Below are 16777 nucleotides of genomic sequence, written 5' to 3'. Positions count from 1 at the left end.
CCCTCCGGGACACTGAGCAGACTGCCGTTGCGGATCGCCGGTCGGGCGCCAGCGTGCGATTGCACAGGTATGAAGATCAGTGTGCGTCACCGATCGTGATGCAGAAATGCAGCCGGTCGGTCGTTGCGTGGTATTCGTCGTGCCACGCCTGCGCGTCGGACGTCATCGTGCTGCGGCAGAACGCGGCAGCATCCGCCAGCGGCCAGTCCGCTAGACACACGGTGCCCTGCGGTGCGCTGCCGTGTCCGACTCGTCCGTCGGCGGTCAGGACCCAGCCTTCCCATCCGTAGATCGGAATGCGATGACGCACGCAATAATCGATGCATTCGAGCGCGGCGTCGAGCGGAAGCACGATCTCGCGACCGGAAATCGATTGCGCGGCGAGAGCGGCAGGAATCTTCCCGAGTTGCGACATGGCGGGCGGCAGGGGGCGGTGTGGCGCGGGACCGGCGGGCTACCGCGTCGCGATTGCCACTGCCGCACCGGCCATTGCGGTCGCGCTCGTGCGGTTCGCGATCCGTTTCGCGCGCGCCGAAGTGAGAAAAGCCCGCGCGCGCGCCGCGAGCAGCGACCAGAAGCAGTCGGTGAGGATCAGCACCGCGAGCATCGTGCCGACGAGTTCGGCCCACGCGAGAACGCCGACGTGCGTCAGATCGACGATGGTCGGCAGCAGCGCGAGATAGAACAGCATGATCTTCGGATTGCCGAGCGTGACCAGCATGCCCGCGACGAACATGCGCCACGGCGACTGGCCGCGGGGCAGGTCGTCCGCGCCCGTCCCGGTCGGGGCGGTCCACATCTTCCAGGCAAGGAACAGCAGGTATGCGACGCCGAGCAGCTTCAGCACGATCAGGCCCGTCTCGAACGTGCGCGCGAACGCGGACAGCCCCGCGACCGCGAGCGTGAGCCACAGCGCTTCGCCGAGCCACATCGCCGCGAGGAACGGCAGCACGTCTCGCACGCCGTTCGTCAGCACGCGCGCGACGAGCGCGGCGACGCTCGGGCCGGGCGTGCCGGCGGTGACGAGCAGGGCGAAGGCGAAGACGGCGAGCGCGGACAACGTCATGACGAACCTCGTGGGTGGGGGCGTTCGAAACGTATGAAGTTTCGATTATAGTGACGGCCGTTCCAGACTGCCTGCCTGAATTGCCGCAATGACCGCATCGATCCTGATTCGCCCCGCCACACGGGAAGACGCGGCCGCAATGGCCGCCGTGGAAGTCGCCGCCGCGCAGCGGTTTCGCGCCATCGGCATGACCCACATCGCCGAAGCCGAGCCGACCGATACGGCTGCCGTGCTCGCGCGCATCGATGGCGGCCGCGCGTATGTGGCGGTTGATATGCAAGGGGCGTGCGTCGGGTTCGCGTTCTACCGGCTGCTCGATGCACAGCGGTTGTATCTGGAGGAACTGGATGTCGCGCCGTCGCATGCCGGACAGCGGATCGGCGCGCGCCTGATCGAACAGGTGAGCGCGCGCGCCGCGCAGGAAGGCATCGCGGAGGTCGTGCTGTCGACGTTTCGCGATGCGCCGTGGAATGCGCCGTATTACGCGCGCCTGGGTTTCAGCATCGTCGACGATGCCACGCTCGACGACACGCTGCGGGCGATCCGCGCGCACCACGTCGCGCTCGGGCTCGACGAGACGCAGCGCGTGTTCATGCGGATGCGCGTCCCGGGCTGACGCAGTCGCGGCGAGTTGCGGTGCGGGCAGCGCGACCGGGTGTCAGCGCAATGTCCGGCTTCCGGTCACCGGCAGCGACGCGAACGCGGCCTCCACGTGCGCCAGAAAATCGGACGCGGGCCGCGTCAGTTGCAGGCCGGGTGGCGTGAGCCGGTACAACTGAAGCGGTGGCGGCGACATCGGCAATGGCAGCGGCGTCAGCTTCTGGCCGAACACGGTTTCCGCGAGCGACAGCCGGGTCCACGAGAAAATCGCATCGTTGGTCATGAGCAGGCTGTAGAACAGCGCATACGACGTGCAGCGCGTGATGCAGCGCGGCGGGGGCAGGCCCGCGTGTTCATGCAGGTCGCGGATATAGGTGGGGAAGTTGTCGCTGGCGTCGGCGTGGATCCATTCCGCGTCGCGCAGCGCCTCGAGCGATGTCGCGCCCGCGAAGCGCCCGTTCTCGCGGGTGACGAACGCGGTGTCGAATGTGCGGATCGCCCTGATGTCGACCGACTCGGCAATGGGGCCCGTGACGGCGACGAAGGCGAGATCGAGCGTGCGATTGCGCAACTGTTCCGTGAGCAGGTTGAACGTCAGTTCCCGAAGTTCGCATTCGACGTTCGGCCAGTGGCGGCGGAAGGCGGCGTAGGCTTCCGCAAAGCCCGTCACCGCGACGATCGGCGTGAAGCCGATCACGAGCCGCCCGTCACGCAGCCCCTTCATGTGCGCCATGTCCTCGCTCGCCCGTTCGAGCTCGCGCACGACGGCCTGGGCGCGCCCGAGCAGTGCGTCGCCTTCCGGCGTCGCCACCACGCCCCACGGTTTGCGCTCGAGGAGCGTCACGCCGAACTCGTTTTCCAGTTCCTGGATCGCCTTGCTGATGGCCGGCTGCGTGACGTGCAGGGCCCTGGCCGCCGCCTTGATGCTGCCGGCCGTCGTGACCGCGACGAGTGCGCGCAATTGATGGATTTTCATGATGCGGAAGATATTACCAAAAGTTATCCGCATCAAAATTCGTGAGTTTTTTGACCCGAAGCGCGTCTTTATGCTTGGCCGGGACGGTCGCGAGGCGGCCGATTCCACGGAGCCATCCATGACGCAGAACCTTGCTCACGTACTCGCGGCGATTCGCGAGTCGGAGTCCCGATTCGTTGCGATTCGCCACGACATCCACGCCCATCCCGAACTCGGTTTCGCCGAGACCCGCACCGCGCGGCTCGTCGCCGAACAACTGGCCACATGGGGCTACGACGTGACGACGGGGGTGGGAGGCACCGGCGTCGTCGGCCAGTTGCGGCGCGGCGCGTCGGTGCGCACGCTCGGCCTGCGCGCCGACATGGATGCGCTGCCGATCGAGGAGGCGACGGGGCTGCCGTATGCGAGCACGGTTGCACGCACGATGCACGCATGCGGTCACGACGGCCACACGGCGATCTTGCTCGCCGCCGCCCACTATCTTGCCGAACAGGGCCGTTTCGACGGCACGCTCAACGTGATCTTCCAGCCGGCCGAGGAAGGGCTCGGTGGCGCAAAGCGGATGATCGACGACGGCCTGTTCGAACGTTTCCCGTGCGAACGCGTGTATGCGCTGCACAACGCGCCGGGCGTGCCGGTCGGCCATTTCGCGTTGCGCTACGGGCCGATGATGGCGTCGTCCGATTCGGTGACGATCACCGTGACGGGCAAAGGCGGGCATGGTGCGATGCCGCAGCTCGCGAGCGACCCGATCGTCGCGGGCGCGCAAATCGTGACCGCGCTGCAATCGATCGTTTCCCGCAACGTCGATCCGCTGAAGCCGGCCGTCGTGACCGTCGGCACGTTCCATGCGGGCACTGCCCCGAACGTGATCCCGGAAACGGCGACGTTGCAGTTGTCCGTGCGCGCGCTCGACGCGACGACGCGCGACGAAATCGAGGCGCGGATCCGCCGGATCGTCGACGCGCAGGCGCAGGCGTTCGGGATGACCGCGCAGATCGAATACCAGTCGATCTCGCGTGTCGTGGACAACGACCGTGCGGCGTCGGATCTCGCGGTGGAGACGATCGCGGCGCTGGCCGGCGAAGGCGCGCTCACGCTGTTGCCCGATGGCGTGATGGGCAGCGAGGATTTCTCGTGGATGACCGAATGCGCACCGTGTTGCTACGTGCTGGTCGGCAATGGCGTCGATTCCCGGGGCGGATGTTCGGTGCACAACCCGCATTACGACTTCAACGACAGCGCGCTGAGCTGGGGGGCAGCCTATTTCGCCGGGATTGCCGAACGCTTCCTGAAGATGGACTGACGAAGGCGCAAAGGAAACGCGCTGGCCGGATCTGGGTTGACTTGACGATGAGGATGACGAATGAAAAAGCGATTTGCACTAGGTGCGGCCTGTCTCGCGTTCGGCGCCGGCAACGCGCGCGCCGTGCCCTATCAGGACGTGTTGCTGGCGGCGGTGCCCGAGTACAACGGCAGGATGACGGAGGGCGTCGCGCTGTACGGTTCGCTCGACATGGGGATCAACTACCAGACGGTCGGCGGCCGCTCGCTGTGGCAGATGCAGAGCGGCGGCGAGTGGACCTCCAAATTCGGCTTCTTCGGCCGCGAGAACCTCGGCGGCGGCTGGCGCGCCGAGTTCAACCTCGAAAGCGGTTTTCTCGCGAACAGCGGCGCGCAGCAGGATGCGCAATCGACGTACAACAGGCAATCGTGGGTCGGCCTGTCGTCGGACAGCTACGGCCGGTTGCGTCTCGGCAAGCAGATCGGCACGGCGCTGCCGCTGTTCATCGACGTGTTCGGCACGGTGGGCACGAACTCGGTCTATACGTGGCTGGGCGCGGCAGCCGTGCAGACGAGCCGCGGCGTCGGCTACAACTCGGACCTCGGGCCGGGGGCGACGCAATTGCCGGCGCGCGTCGACAACGCCATCACGTACCGTACGCCGATCGTCGCGGGCACCACGTCGCTGATGCTGATGTTTGCGCCGAGCAACGTGGCCGGGCGGGCCCCCGTGGCGTCCGCGCAAGGCGCGCTGCTGCAGTGGTACAACGGCACGACCTATCTGGCCGCGAGCTACAACCAGGTGTGGGGCGTCAACGGGGCGAGCACCGTGCGCAACGACCTGTACGGGCTCGGCGCCGTCTATGACACCGGGCGGATCGTGCTGTCCGCATCGTTCAACCAGTACGCGCCGAAGCTGGCCGGCGACGGCATTGCGCGCGTCTACACGCTCGGCGCGATCGTGCCGTTCGGCGTCAATGCGATTCGCGCGTCGGTTGTCTATCGCGATACGTCGGGTGTGCGCGACGCGGCCGGCCAGCCGGCCAGGGATTCGGCACTCGGTGCGATGCTGGGCTACGACTACCTGCTGTCGAAACGCACGGGCCTCTATGCGCGTGCGGGGTTCATCCGCAACTATGGCATCTCGACGGTGTTGCTGAACGGCAATCCGCTGCCGACCGAACCGGGCGGAACGACACCGCGCACCGGGACGACACCCGTGACACTGTCGCTCGGCATGTATCACAACTTCTGAACGGGAATTTTCGATGCATACCCTGAATCGCACGGCCGCTGCGCCGGTCGAATCCGGGCCGCGCGTAACGCGCCGCACGGTCGTTGCGGCCGCACTCGGCAACGGGCTCGAATTCTTCGACTTCACCGTCTACAGTTTCTTCGCCGCATTGATCGGCAAGCTGTTCTTTCCCGCGTCGAGCGATGTGGGCGCGCTGATGCTGTCGCTCGCGACGTTCGGTGTCGGGTTCGTCGCACGGCCGCTCGGCAGCGTCGCGATCGGCGCCTATGCGGACCGGGCCGGCCGCAAGCCCGCGCTCGTGCTGACGGTCGCATTGATGGCGCTTGGCACCGGGATCATCGGCTTCGCGCCGACCTATGCGCAGATCGGCATCGCCGCGCCGCTGCTGATCGTCATCGGGCGTCTGCTGCAGGGCTTTTCGGCGGGTGGCGAAGTGGGGGCCGCGACGACCCTGCTGATGGAGTCGGGTGACACCGGCCGGCGCGGCGAGCGGGTGAGCTGGCAGATGGCGAGCCAGGGCGGTGCGACGCTCGTCGGCGCGTTCGTCGCGCTGACGCTGTCGCGCGCACTGCCGCCCGACGCGCTGCACGCGTGGGGGTGGCGCGTCCCGTTCGTGCTTGGTCTGCTGATCGGCCCGGTCGGCTTTTACCTGCGGCGTCATCTGGACGATACGCTGCCGCACTTAGCGGCCGGCGCACCGCGCGAGCGTGCGCGCATTCCGTGGCGGCAGGTCGCGGCCGGCACGCTGCTCGTGATCGGCGGCACGTCGACCACCTATACGATCGTGTTTTTCCTGCCGTCGTTTCTGACGCTGACCGTCGGCATGCCGGCATCGGTGTCGCTGCTGTCGGGCTGCGCGGCAGGTGCAGTGCTGCTGATCGGTTCGCCGTTCGCCGGGCGGCTCGCGGATCGCGTGCGTCGTCGTAAGCGGCTGGTGGGCGTGACGTGCGTCGCGTCGGCCGTGCTCGTGCTGCCAGCGTTTTACGCGATGAAGATGTGGCCGTCGGCGGGCACCGCGGTTGCGGTCGTGATCGTGCTGATCGGCTTGATGACGCTGTCGAGTCCCGCCGGCTTCGTGATGATCCTCGATGCGTTTCGGCCCGAGGTGCGGGCGATGTCGCTGGGGATGATCTATGCGCTCGGCGTGACGATTTTCGGCGGGTTCGCGCAACTGATCGTCGGCGCGATGTGGCGCGCGACCGGCAGCTTTTACGCGCCTGCGTGGTATGTGCTGGGATGCAGCGTCGCGAGTCTGGCCGGTCTGGCGCTGTTCGCGGAAGCGTCCGACGTGGAAGGCAGGCGATGAACGGGAGGGGCGGACACGTGACGTGCCCGCCCTGGGGATGGTGTGCGCGACGAACGGACGGGCGGGGCCGCTCCGTTCATCGCGCGTGCGCTGTCGCGCAATCAGGCCGCGTCGCTTAGCGCCGGGTAATCGGTATAGCCCGTTTCGCCTTCCGCGTAGAACGTCTCCGGCACCGGCTGGTTGAGCGGTGCGCCGAGTTCGAGGCGGCGCGGCAGGTCGGGGTTCGCGATGAACAGCTTGCCCCATGCGATTGCGTCGGCGTTGCCGCTGGCGAGCGCGGCTTGCGCGGTGTCGAGCGTGAACTGCTCGTTGGCGATCAGCGGGCCGCCGAACGCTTCCTTCAGGCGCGGGCTCAGGTGGTCGCCCGAATACGATTCGCGCGTGAAGATGAACGCGATCTTGCGGCGGCCGAGTTCGCGCGCGACATAGCCGAACGTTGCCGCCGGATCGGAATCGCCCATCGTGTGCGCATCACCGCGCGGTGCGAGGTGCACGCCGACGCGGCCGGCGCCCCACACGTCGATCGCGGCGTCGACCACTTCGAGCAGCAGGCGCGCGCGGTTCTCGATCGGGCCGCCGTACGCATCGGTGCGGTGGTTGGTGCTGTCCTGCAGGAACTGGTCGAGCAGGTAGCCGTTCGCGCCGTGGATCTCGACGCCGTCGAAGCCGGCGGCCTTCGCGTTCTCGGCACCCTTGCGGTACGCGGCGACGATGCCCGGGATCTCGTCGAGTTCGAGTGCGCGCGGCGTCACGTACGGACGCTGCGGACGCACGAGGCTCACGTGGCCACCCGCGGCGATTGCGCTCGGTGCGACCGGCAGGTCACCGTTCAGGAACACCGGGTCGGAGATCCGGCCGACGTGCCAGAGCTGCAGCACGATGCGCCCGCCGGCCGCGTGCACGGCCTGCGTCACCTGCTTCCAGCCTTCGACCTGTTCGTCGGACCAGATGCCGGGCGTGTCGGCATAACCGACGCCCTGCGGCGTGACCGACGTCGCTTCGGTAATGATCAGGCCGGCCGATGCGCGCTCGCGGTAATAGCGCGCCATCAGTGCGTTCGGCACGCGCGCCGTACCCGCACGGGCGCGGGTGAGCGGCGCCATCACGATGCGGTTCGGCAGGGTCAGGTCGCCGAGGGTAACGGGGTCGAACAGTGTAGGCATGGCAAATAACCTCTTCACGAAAGGCGGGGAAGCCGGCGCGTCATGTGCGGCGGCGGCCCGCATGGCCGGTTCGGCCGTTGGCTAGAGTTCGCGGCGCAGTGCGTCGTGAAATGCGTCGATGACGGCCTCGTTGCGCTGGAAAAACGCCCACTGGCCGATCCGCGTCGACGTCACGAGCCCCGCGCGCTGCAGCGTCGCGAGGTGCGCGGAGACGGTCGATTGCGACAGCCCGCAGCGCGCGTCGATCTGGCCCGCGCAGACGCCGTGTTCATACGGCAGCGTCTGGTTCGGGAAATGCACGTCCGGCGTTTTCAGCCAGGCGAGGATTTCCCGGCGCACGGGGTTCGAGAGCGCTTTCAGGATCGCTTCGATGTCGAGTTCGGTCGGCATGGACAGGTTTGGCGTTTCGCTCGGGTAACGAGGTATCGTCGATGGACGAATCTTATATCGGAACTTGACGATATGATTGAAAGCATTGCCGGCAATAGGGTTGATAGCGAAGGGCGATTGCGGGGACAGAGCAAGGCGACCGCGAAGGACGCGGAGCGGAGCCGCCGTCCCGCCACGCGCCATCCGGCCCTCAGTCAGACACGTCGACGATCTCGTACCTTCCCGGTGTCGCATCGACGTGCGCGAGCGTATCGAGCACGCGTATCGCGGGCGGGGAGTCGCGAGCTTCGGCAACTCGAGCAGCGCCTCGTCGCTGGATCTGCCCGGGCGACGCACCACATTGCGCATCCTGTGGGATGCTACGCGGCGAGGCGCGACCCGGACGGGTTCGACGCGGCCGATCGCGAGCCATTCGGCCAAGCGCGCCGATCGATCGACGCGCGCGTGCGCATCGCAACGTCATGCCGGTTCGTCCATCGCGCACGAGCCGATTTTTTTGCGGAGTCTTTCATGTCTGTTCGGGCCGTCATCTTCGATTTCGATCTGACGCTGGCGGATTCGTCCGCCGCGATCGTCGCGTGCACGGAGTACGCGTTGCATCAGCTGGATGCCGCCGGCGCGACGCCGGCGCAGATCGCGGCCGTGATCGGGCTGCCGCTGCACGAGATGTTCCGCTCGCTGACGGGCGAAACCGAGCCGGCGCGGGCCGACGCGTTCGCGCGTCACTTCGTGGTGCGGGCCGACGAGATCATGGTGCGCGGCACGCGCATCTATCCCGAGGTGCCGCCCCTGCTCGCGCGTCTGCGCGAGCAGGGTCTCGCGGTCGCGATCGTTTCGTCGAAGTTTCGCTACCGGATCGAGGCGATCCTTGCGCTTAACCAGTTGCAATCGCTCGTCGACGTGCTGATCGGCGGGGAAGACGTGCAGCGTCACAAGCCCGATCCCGAAGGGCTCGTGCTGGCGTTGGCGCGGCTTGGCTTGCCGGCTCGTTCGGCGATCTACGTGGGCGACCACGCGGTGGACGCGCAGGCGGCCGAGCGCGCCGGCGTGGCGTTCGTCGGCGCGGTGAGCGGGATGACGTCGTTCGACGGATGGGCACGTGCGGGCAGGCAGGCGGTCGCCAACCATATCGGCGAACTGGACGCGATCGTGCAGCGGATGCGGCGCGACTCGTCCGCGGCATCGGGCTGACACGCCCCCGGGCGGCGCCCGCGCCGATGCGCCGCGGGTAGCGTTGCGCCTATTGCCGAGGCGGGAATCGCGGTGTCGAGCACACATTTACCGCCGAGGGTGGTCGCAACTGCTGCGCCGGAGAGCGGGTCGTCGACGATTCGCTCTGCTACGATCCTCGACACCATGCGCCCGGCGCGGAGATCGGCACGCTGCCCGATTCGCAGCGCGTGCCGGTGTTCGGCTACCCGGCCACCGGCGACGGATTTTGCGACCCTCGCCGTTAAAGTCATATCCGCCACTCGATTCGTCGCCATGTCACTCATTTCCGTCGCCTTCGCCAACCTCCGGTTCTCGCGCGTGCTGCCGGCCGCCCGAACGCTGTCATGCGCCGTTTCGCTCGCGGCAGCCTGTGCCGCCATCGGCATGCCGGGCGGCGCGCGTCCCGCCGAAGCCGCCACGCTCACGCAGCGCGAACGCCTCGAGGCGCCGGTCAAGGCCGTCGCCGGCCAGCGCGTGGCCGTCGATACGCCGCAGGGCAATGCGGTGCTGCCCGTCTACGCCGATCGTCCGCTCGACCAGCCCGCGCCCGATGTCACGCGGGTCTTCGTCGTGATTCACGGCACGCTTCGCAATGCCGACGCGTACTACGCATCGGGGCGCGAGGTCGTCGAAAAGGCCGGTGCGGCCGGCAAGGGCACGATGGTCGTCGCACCGCAGTTCCTGACGCGCGCCGATACGCGCGCGTTTTCGTTGCCCGCGCAAACGCTCGCCTGGACGCAGGAAGGATGGAAGGGCGGCGACGCGGCCCGTCAGCCGGGGCCGATCAGTTCGTTCACCGCGCTCGACGCATTGCTCGCGCATTTCGCCGACCGCAGCCTGTATCCCGCGTTGTCGAGCGTGGTCGTGATCGGCCATTCCGCCGGCGCGCAGTTGCTGCAGCGCTATGCGGTGGCCGGGCACGAAGGCGACGCGCTGGTACGGGCCGGCATCGCCGTGCGTTATGTGGTCGCGAACCCGTCGAGCTATCTGTATTTCGACGACGAACGGCCGGACGGCCAGGCGATCACCGGCGGCACCTGCCCGCGCGCGAACGAGTGGAAATACGGGCTGGAGTCGGCGCCGCCCTATGTCGCGTCGCAGGACGTGCGCGCACTCGAAACGCGCTACGTGGCGCGCCATGTCGTGTACCTGCTCGGGCAGGCCGACACGAACCCTTACACGCACTTCATCGACCGTTCGTGTGCGGCGATGGCGCAAGGCCCGTACCGGCTCGCGCGCGGGCTCGCGTATTTCGATTACCTGAAGAAGCGGCATCCGGACGATCTCGCGCAGCAGGTCGTCGAGGTGCCGGGCGTCGGGCACGACAATCTCGGCATGTTCACGTCCGCCTGCGGGCTCGCCGTGCTGTTCGGGCAGGCGCTGCCGCAATCGTGTCCGGTCGTCGCCGGTACCGCGCCGGCCGTGCGCGCGGAATTGCCGTAAGCCGTCGTGTGATAACCGCCGCGTCGACGATCGATCGGAGGCCGAGCACGCGTGATTTCGCCATGCTGCCGGCGCGCGATGGCGGCGCCGCGCGTCAAGCCGGTGTTCCGGCGCCCGGCGCCGCGTCCGGGTCGAATACCGTCAGCCCTTCCGTCGGGTCCGTCGGCAGCTCCCACGGACGTGCGGCGATCGCCCGCCGCGCGGCGTCGTAACCGGCCTGCCGGCGGGCCGCGATGCCGGCCGGCGTGAAATCGATGTCCTTCAGCTGATTGTCGCTGGCGAGGCGCGGCGCTGCGAGCTTGACCAGGTGCATCGTGGTTTCGCATCCCCACGCGGCGAGCCGGCGCACGGCCGGCGACGCGCGTTCGGCTTCCGGCACGTGGCGGGCCAGCTCGCGGATCACGTGGCGCAGCCGGTGGATCTGCTGCTGGCGCGCGATGTGGCTGTCGGTGCGGCTCGCGTACTGGATGTCCTTCTGTCGCTCCGACACCTGCCAGATGCTCTCGGGCTCCGGGCCGGCCGGATTCCACATCTGCACCGAGAAGATGATCGAGCTGCGGCGCGGATTGTCGTCGAGTACGACCTCGACCGGCGTGTTCGAATACACGCCGCCGTCCCAGTAAGGCTCGCCGTCGATCCGTATCGCCGGAAACGCGGGCGGCAGCGCGCCCGAGCTCATGATGTGCTCGATCCCGAGCCGCGTATCGCGCGAATCGAAATAGCGCATCGTGCCGGTGCACGCATTGACCGCGCTGACGGTCAGGCGCGGGTGGCCCGCGTTCAGCAGGTCGGGGTCGATCAGCGACGCGAGTGTGTCGCGCAGCGGTGCGATCCGGTAATACGACGCACGATCGACGCCGAGGCGCACCATCGGCCCGAACCACGAGGCCGGATTGGGCTGGAAGAATCCCGCGATGCCGCCGCCGATGATCATCATCTCGGCCAGCATCCGGTCCCAGCCGGGCACCAGCGGCGGGACGTCGAAACGGGTTCGTTCGGTCACGCGCCGCCAGAACGCCGACAGCTTGTCGTAACGCTGCTCCGGCGGATTCCCGGCGATCAGCGCCGCGTTGATCGCACCGATCGACGTGCCGACCACCCAGTCGGGCCGGATCCCGGCTTCGTCCATCGCCTGAAAGACGCCGAGCTGGAACGCCCCCAGTGCGCCGCCGCCCTGGAGTACGAGCACGACTTGTCCGGGGAGGTTCATGCGTGCCGGTTCGCTCGCGGTCATGGCTCGCCTCGCTGCGTGTGAAGGTGGGTCGGAACCGAATGGCTCGATTCAGTGTAGGCGATGGCCGACGGAGATCGCGCGCCGCGCAACGGCGATTCGCGCCTGCTTCGCCGGTCGCTTCCGGCGCCTTCGGGGCGGTGGTCGGCGCGCGCGCCGTGCTTCGCGGTGCATCCGCGTGCGACCCGCGTCACGCGTCCGGGTAAGGCGTGCCGTCCTTGTGCAGGAACCGGCCGTCGCGGCTCGGGCTCATCATGTCGATGTCGGCGCAGGTGATCACGTCGTCCGGCGAACGCGAGCCGACTTCGAGATAGACGGCAACCGCGTCCGACCGGTTGACCAGGTGATGGCCGTTGCCCGAGTTCTTCGGAAACGCCGCGCAGTCGCCCGCGCGCAGCACGGTTTCGCCGCCGTCCTCGATCATCACGAGTTCGCCTTCGAGCACGTAGACGAATTCGTCTTCGTCGGAATGCCAGTGGCGCTGCGCCGACCAGCCGCCCGGCGGCACGCGCATCAGGTTGACGCCGAAATCGCGCAACCCGCCGGCGTCGCCGACGCGCTGGCGGATGCGCTGCGCGCACGGCGCGTCGAACGGCGGCGGATAGCCGCTGCCGCGGCGTTCGGGCACGGCGTTGAGGTCGATCCTGGGCATGGGCGGCTCCGTCGGCCACGCGGGCGAATGGGATGCGGGCATTGTAGGCGCCGCGGCCCGCCATTCGTCCGCGCGTGTCGTGGTGCGCTGCGTCATTCCACCGTGATGGTCTCCTTCATGTACGGGTGAATCCCGCAGAACACCTTGTAGACGCCCGGCTTGTCGAAGCGGAACGAGTACGTGTCGCCCTGGTCGAGCGCCGACGAGTGAAAGATGCCGGCGTCGTTGACGACGGTATGCGGCTCCCCGTCGAGGTTCTTCCACGTGACCGTCGTGCCGGCCTTGATCGTGGTCGACATCGGCGAAAACATGAAATTGCGGATCGTCACGAGCGGGCCGCCCGGGCCCTGCGCGAACGCGGCGAGCGGGGCGGTGGCGCACAGGATCAGCGCCGCGACGAGGCTGGCGTGCTTGAAGCGGGTCATGTCGGTCTCCTTGCGGTTCGGTGCGTCAGGCCAGCGTCGCATCGTGCAGCGACGACGCAACCGGATGGCCCGCGAATTCGACGGTCGTCACGCCGAGCATCGACGGCAGCCGGTCGCGCGGCACGGTGAGCGGCACGGGGCCCGGGCCGTTGCCGGCCGTCGGCTGCGGGAACGCGGTGGAGCGCGCGGTGTGGAACGTCACGTTGCCCTCGACCTTCGACACGATCTGGTGGATGTGTCCGTTCAGCACGGTGACCGAGCCGAAGCGGCGCAGCAGCGCCATCGTCTGCGGCGCGTCGCCGGTGCCCCAGCCCCACGGCTCGTAGATGGTCCACATCGGCATGTGCGAGAACACGACGATCGGCGTGCTCGACGAGCGGCCCTTGAGATCCTGCGCGAGCCAAGCGAGCTGGTCGTCGCCGAAGCTGCCGAGCCCGTTCGGCTTGAAGTGCATCACGTTGACGAGGCCGATGAAGTGCACGCCCGCGTGATCGAAGCTGTAATAGCCGCGGTTGTCGGACGCCTTGCCGAACCGGCTGAAATATTCGGCGCCCGAACCGTCGGTGACGTCGTGCTCGCCGGGCACCGTATGCAGTTCCGGCACCCGCAGCGCGGACAGCAGCTGCGACGCGTGGTCGAATTCCTCGGCCTTGGACAGGTGCGTGATGTCGCCCGTGTGGATGGCCAGCGCGGGCATCGCGGGCATGCCGTTGACGAGGTCGATCGTCTGCTTGAGCGTGGCCGATACATCGGGATTCGCGTCCTTGTTGAAGCCGATGTGCGTGTCGCTGACCTGCACGAACAGCGGCGTGCCCGCGTTGGCCGGGCGCGCGTCGCCGGTCTGCGCGAGCGCCAGGTCGAACGGCGTCAGGATGCCGCCCGACAGCGTAAACAGCGTGCCGAGGCCGCCGAAGGCCATGCATTGCAGGGCCTTGCGGCGCGACGGGCGGGTGGGGGTCGATGAAGACATGGGAGCCTCGCAATCGTGTGACGAAACCGGACGGCCGGATCGTCCTGGAATAAACCGGCGCCTTCGCGTGCCATACCGGCGAAGCGGCGGATTTATTCCCGCGCGTTGCGCGGTCGATCACCCGTGTTCGCGGCTTGCGCGGCGATGCGCTGTCCCGGAAAGATGACCTGTCAATGTCCTGTAAGTGACACGTCACATTTGCGTCACGGCCGATCGATAGCCTGCCACTCCGAGTCACCTCTCCGGAGCCCCTTCATGCCGAATCTCGCGGCAACGGAAACCAGCGGTGCGGTCGGCAACCGCACGCGTGCCGTCAGCCTCGCGCTGATTTTTCTGATCGTTGCCTGCGGCATCGTCTACGTCGGCATCCATCCGGGCGCCGATCTCGGCCCCGTCAAGGAAAGCTCGATCCTCCCGTTCCTGCTGCTGATCGTCGCGCTGCTGGCCGCACTCGGCTTCGAGAGCGTCAACGGTTTCCACGACACCGCGAACGTCATCCATACGCACTCGCTCGCTCCACACCTCGCCGTCGTGCGGTCGAGCCTCCGGAACCTGTTCGGCGTGCGCGTATCGAGCGGCCCGGGCCTGTGCCGGGATGCGGTGCGTAACCTGATGCTCGCGCGGGTGCTGACGCTGCCCGCGTCGATCGTGCTGTCGGCCGTGCCGTACCGGGCGCTGCACGGGCTGTTCTGATTCGCGCCGGGGGGCGCCTTCCGGCTGCGCGGCGCGTGGCCGGTCCCGTCGATTTTCAATTCAACACAAGACGCTACCGATGGATATCAGGTTCTTCGATCCGAATCGCACCGCGAACGCTTCGGCGTGGCGCGTGCTCCCCAACCGCTGGGATGCCATCGCGTTTCCGCTGATCATCTGCCTGCTCGCGATGGCGATCGTCGGCTTCCATCAGACGATGGCGCCGATCGGCACCCTGCAGACGCAGAAGATTTCGCTCGACCCCTCGAACCTGCCCGAATACGCGCTGCGCACCACGCTGCGGATGCTCGCCGCGATGGTCGCGTCGCTCGCGTTCACGCTCGTCTACGGCACGCTCGCTGCGAAGAGCCGCCGTGCCGGCATGGTGCTGATCCCGATCCTCGACATCCTGCAGTCGGTGCCGGTGCTCGGCTACATCTCGTTTACCGTCACGTTTTTCCTCGCACTGTTTCCGGGCCGCGTGCTCGGTGCCGAGCTGGCCGCGATCTTCGCGATCTTCACGAGCCAGGCCTGGAACATGACGTTCAGCTTCTATCAGTCGCTGCGCACGGTGCCGCGCGACCTGAGCGAAGTGTCGCGCGGCTTTCACCTGACGCCGTGGCAACGCTTCTGGAAGCTCGAGGTGCCGTTCTCGATGCCGGGCCTGATCTGGAACATGATGATGTCGATGTCGGGCGGCTGGTTCTTCGTCGTCGCCTCCGAGGCGATCACCGTCGGCAACCAGACGATCACGCTGCCGGGCATCGGCGCGTATCTCGCGCAGGCGATCTCGGACAAGAACCTCGGTGCGGTCGGCTGGGTGATCGTCGCGATGTCGGTCGTGATCCTCGCCTATGACCAGTTCCTGTTCCGCCCGCTCGTCGCCTGGGCTGACAAGTTCCGGATGGAGAACACCGCGTCGGGCGATGCGCCGCAATCCTGGCTGCTCGACATGATGCGCCGCACGCACCTGATCCATCAGCTGCTCGTGCCGGCCGGCTGGCTGCTGTCGCAGGCCGCGCGGATTCCGCTGCGCGCGCCGTCGCGGCAGGGTACGCGTGCGCGCGGCGCATCGGCGCGCCGCTCGTCGCGCATCGGCGACATCGTGTGGGGCGCGTTCGTGATCCTGCTGACGGTGTACGTCGTGTGGCGCGTCGTCAGCTTCGTCGCGACCGGCGTGACGATGGGCGAGGTCGGCCACGTGCTCGTGCTCGGACTCGTCACGCTGCTGCGCGTGCTGGTGCTGATCGCGATCGCGTCGCTGGTCTGGGTGCCGCTCGGCGTGCTGATCGGGCTGCGCCCGAAGCTGGCCGAGAAGATCCAGCCGCTCGCGCAGTTCCTCGCGGCGTTCCCGGCGAACCTGCTGTTCCCGGTGTTCGTGATCGTGATCGTCCGCTTCCACCTGAATGCCGACATCTGGCTGTCGCCGCTGATCGTGCTCGGCACGCAGTGGTACATCCTGTTCAACGTGATCGCCGGCGCGATGTCCTACCCGAACGACTACAAGGAAGCGACGAAGAATTTCCGCATCCGCGGCTGGCAGTGGTGGCGGCAGGCGATCCTGCCCGGGATCTTCCCGTATTACGTGACGGGTGCGATCACCGCGTCGGGCGGTGCGTGGAACGCGAGCATCGTGTCCGAGTTCGTGCAGTGGGGCGACACGAAGGTCGTCGCACACGGCCTGGGCTCGTACATCGCGCAGACCACCGCCGCCGGCGATTTTCCGAAGATCATCCTGGGCATCGCCGTGATGTCCCTGTTCGTCACTTTGTTCAACCGTCTGCTGTGGCGTCCGATGTACGCCTATGCGGAATCCCGGCTCCGTCTCGATTGAGAGTAAGCGCGATGCAAAATTCGAACGTTATCAACGCCCCCGTCAAGACGTCCCAGCCGCTGCAGCCGCCGCGCCTCGGCGAAGAAATCCTGCGCGTGGAGCACGTGAACCGCGGCTTCAACAAGACGCAGGGCGAGCTGCTCGTGCTCGACGATGCGAACCTGTCGCTGCGCGAAGGCGAGATCGTCGGCCTGCTCGGCCGTTCCGGCTCGGGCAAGTCGACGCTGCTGCGCATCATCGCCGGGCTGATCGAGCCGACCGGCGGCGAGGTGACCTA

Annotated in this window: 18 protein-coding genes; 9 read left to right on the top strand and 9 right to left on the bottom strand. The window is 67.6% G+C overall.

The window, feature by feature from the left end; all coding sequences use genetic code 11:
• Window positions 1-76: 76 nt before the first annotated feature.
• Together ACTJLD_RS21275 and ACTJLD_RS21270 are read right to left on the bottom strand one after the other, a co-directional pair.
• Window positions 77-415, bottom strand: coding sequence for a hypothetical protein (locus tag ACTJLD_RS21275; protein WP_059683989.1), 339 nt, complete (start codon window positions 413-415; stop codon window positions 77-79).
• A gap of 39 nt (window positions 416-454) precedes the next feature.
• Complete coding sequence (locus ACTJLD_RS21270; RefSeq protein WP_059698730.1) at window positions 455-1066, bottom strand: LysE family translocator; 612 nt, start codon at window positions 1064-1066, stop codon at window positions 455-457.
• Window positions 1067-1154: 88 nt separating this feature from the next.
• On the opposite strand from ACTJLD_RS21270, the gene ACTJLD_RS21265 reads away from it, so the two are divergent.
• Window positions 1155-1682 (top strand): GNAT family N-acetyltransferase, encoded by a 528-nt coding sequence (locus tag ACTJLD_RS21265; protein ID WP_060313119.1) that lies wholly within the window; start codon window positions 1155-1157, stop codon window positions 1680-1682.
• Between the two features lie 42 nt (window positions 1683-1724).
• Here ACTJLD_RS21265 and ACTJLD_RS21260 read toward each other — a convergent pair whose 3' ends face one another.
• Entirely contained in the window at window positions 1725-2642 is a 918-nt protein-coding gene (locus ACTJLD_RS21260; RefSeq protein WP_440659561.1) for a LysR family transcriptional regulator, read from the bottom strand.
• Window positions 2643-2760: 118 nt separating this feature from the next.
• Between ACTJLD_RS21260 and ACTJLD_RS21255 the strand changes: the two genes are divergently transcribed.
• Genes ACTJLD_RS21255 through ACTJLD_RS21245 form a run of 3 tightly spaced genes read left to right on the top strand, consistent with a single transcriptional unit; the run spans window position 2761 to window position 6487 of the window.
• The gene (locus ACTJLD_RS21255) at window positions 2761-3948 is read left to right on the top strand and encodes a M20 aminoacylase family protein (protein ID WP_440659560.1); all 1188 of its coding nucleotides are present in this window, start codon (window positions 2761-2763) and stop codon (window positions 3946-3948) included.
• Between the two features lie 60 nt (window positions 3949-4008).
• Window positions 4009-5181 (top strand): porin, encoded by a 1173-nt coding sequence (locus tag ACTJLD_RS21250; RefSeq protein ID WP_440659559.1) that lies wholly within the window; start codon window positions 4009-4011, stop codon window positions 5179-5181.
• A 13-nt stretch (window positions 5182-5194) separates the two neighbouring features.
• Entirely contained in the window at window positions 5195-6487 is a 1293-nt protein-coding gene (locus ACTJLD_RS21245; protein WP_440659558.1) for an MFS transporter, read from the top strand.
• A gap of 101 nt (window positions 6488-6588) precedes the next feature.
• Here the strand turns inward: ACTJLD_RS21245 and ACTJLD_RS21240 are convergent, their stop codons facing one another.
• Together ACTJLD_RS21240 and ACTJLD_RS21235 are read right to left on the bottom strand one after the other, a co-directional pair.
• Window positions 6589-7650, bottom strand: coding sequence for an alkene reductase (locus ACTJLD_RS21240; protein ID WP_059684001.1), 1062 nt, complete (start codon window positions 7648-7650; stop codon window positions 6589-6591).
• 81 nt (window positions 7651-7731) lie between these two features.
• Entirely contained in the window at window positions 7732-8040 is a 309-nt protein-coding gene (locus ACTJLD_RS21235) for an ArsR/SmtB family transcription factor (protein WP_027789442.1), read from the bottom strand.
• Between the two features lie 510 nt (window positions 8041-8550).
• Between ACTJLD_RS21235 and ACTJLD_RS21230 the strand changes: the two genes are divergently transcribed.
• A complete protein-coding gene (locus ACTJLD_RS21230; protein ID WP_060286009.1) occupies window positions 8551-9231 on the top strand; it encodes an HAD family hydrolase in 681 nt (226 codons plus the stop codon).
• 294 nt (window positions 9232-9525) lie between these two features.
• Window positions 9526-10695: an alpha/beta hydrolase gene (locus tag ACTJLD_RS21225; protein ID WP_440659557.1), complete on the top strand. Its 1170-nt coding sequence runs from the start codon at window positions 9526-9528 to the stop codon at window positions 10693-10695.
• 94 nt (window positions 10696-10789) lie between these two features.
• Here the strand turns inward: ACTJLD_RS21225 and ACTJLD_RS21220 are convergent, their stop codons facing one another.
• From ACTJLD_RS21220 to ACTJLD_RS21205, 4 genes are all read right to left on the bottom strand, one after another.
• The gene (locus ACTJLD_RS21220; RefSeq protein ID WP_440659556.1) at window positions 10790-11929 is read right to left on the bottom strand and encodes a patatin-like phospholipase family protein; all 1140 of its coding nucleotides are present in this window, start codon (window positions 11927-11929) and stop codon (window positions 10790-10792) included.
• Window positions 11930-12116: 187 nt separating this feature from the next.
• Complete coding sequence (locus ACTJLD_RS21215; RefSeq protein WP_440659555.1) at window positions 12117-12578, bottom strand: cupin domain-containing protein; 462 nt, start codon at window positions 12576-12578, stop codon at window positions 12117-12119.
• 92 nt (window positions 12579-12670) lie between these two features.
• A complete protein-coding gene (locus ACTJLD_RS21210) occupies window positions 12671-13003 on the bottom strand; it encodes a cupredoxin domain-containing protein (RefSeq protein WP_027789437.1) in 333 nt (110 codons plus the stop codon).
• 25 nt (window positions 13004-13028) lie between these two features.
• Window positions 13029-13973 carry a metallophosphoesterase family protein gene (locus tag ACTJLD_RS21205; RefSeq protein WP_440659554.1) on the bottom strand — a complete coding sequence of 315 codons (945 nt, stop codon included), beginning with the start codon at window positions 13971-13973 and terminating at the stop codon, window positions 13029-13031.
• Window positions 13974-14228: 255 nt separating this feature from the next.
• On the opposite strand from ACTJLD_RS21205, the gene ACTJLD_RS21200 reads away from it, so the two are divergent.
• The 3 genes from ACTJLD_RS21200 to ACTJLD_RS21190 all read left to right on the top strand — a co-directional run.
• Entirely contained in the window at window positions 14229-14666 is a 438-nt protein-coding gene (locus ACTJLD_RS21200; protein WP_440659553.1) for a hypothetical protein, read from the top strand.
• Window positions 14667-14745: 79 nt separating this feature from the next.
• Window positions 14746-16500 (top strand): ABC transporter permease, encoded by a 1755-nt coding sequence (locus ACTJLD_RS21195; RefSeq protein WP_153489240.1) that lies wholly within the window; start codon window positions 14746-14748, stop codon window positions 16498-16500.
• Between the two features lie 11 nt (window positions 16501-16511).
• Window positions 16512-16777 (top strand): ATP-binding cassette domain-containing protein (locus ACTJLD_RS21190; RefSeq protein ID WP_440659552.1); only part of this gene is annotated, 266 nt, incomplete at its 3' end.

The organism is Burkholderia sp. 22088, from assembly GCF_052045915.1.
GTDB lineage: Bacteria > Pseudomonadota > Gammaproteobacteria > Burkholderiales > Burkholderiaceae > Burkholderia > Burkholderia cepacia.
The sequence above is the reverse complement of the archived record's forward strand: the minus strand, read 5'-3'. Positions and strand labels throughout refer to the sequence as shown.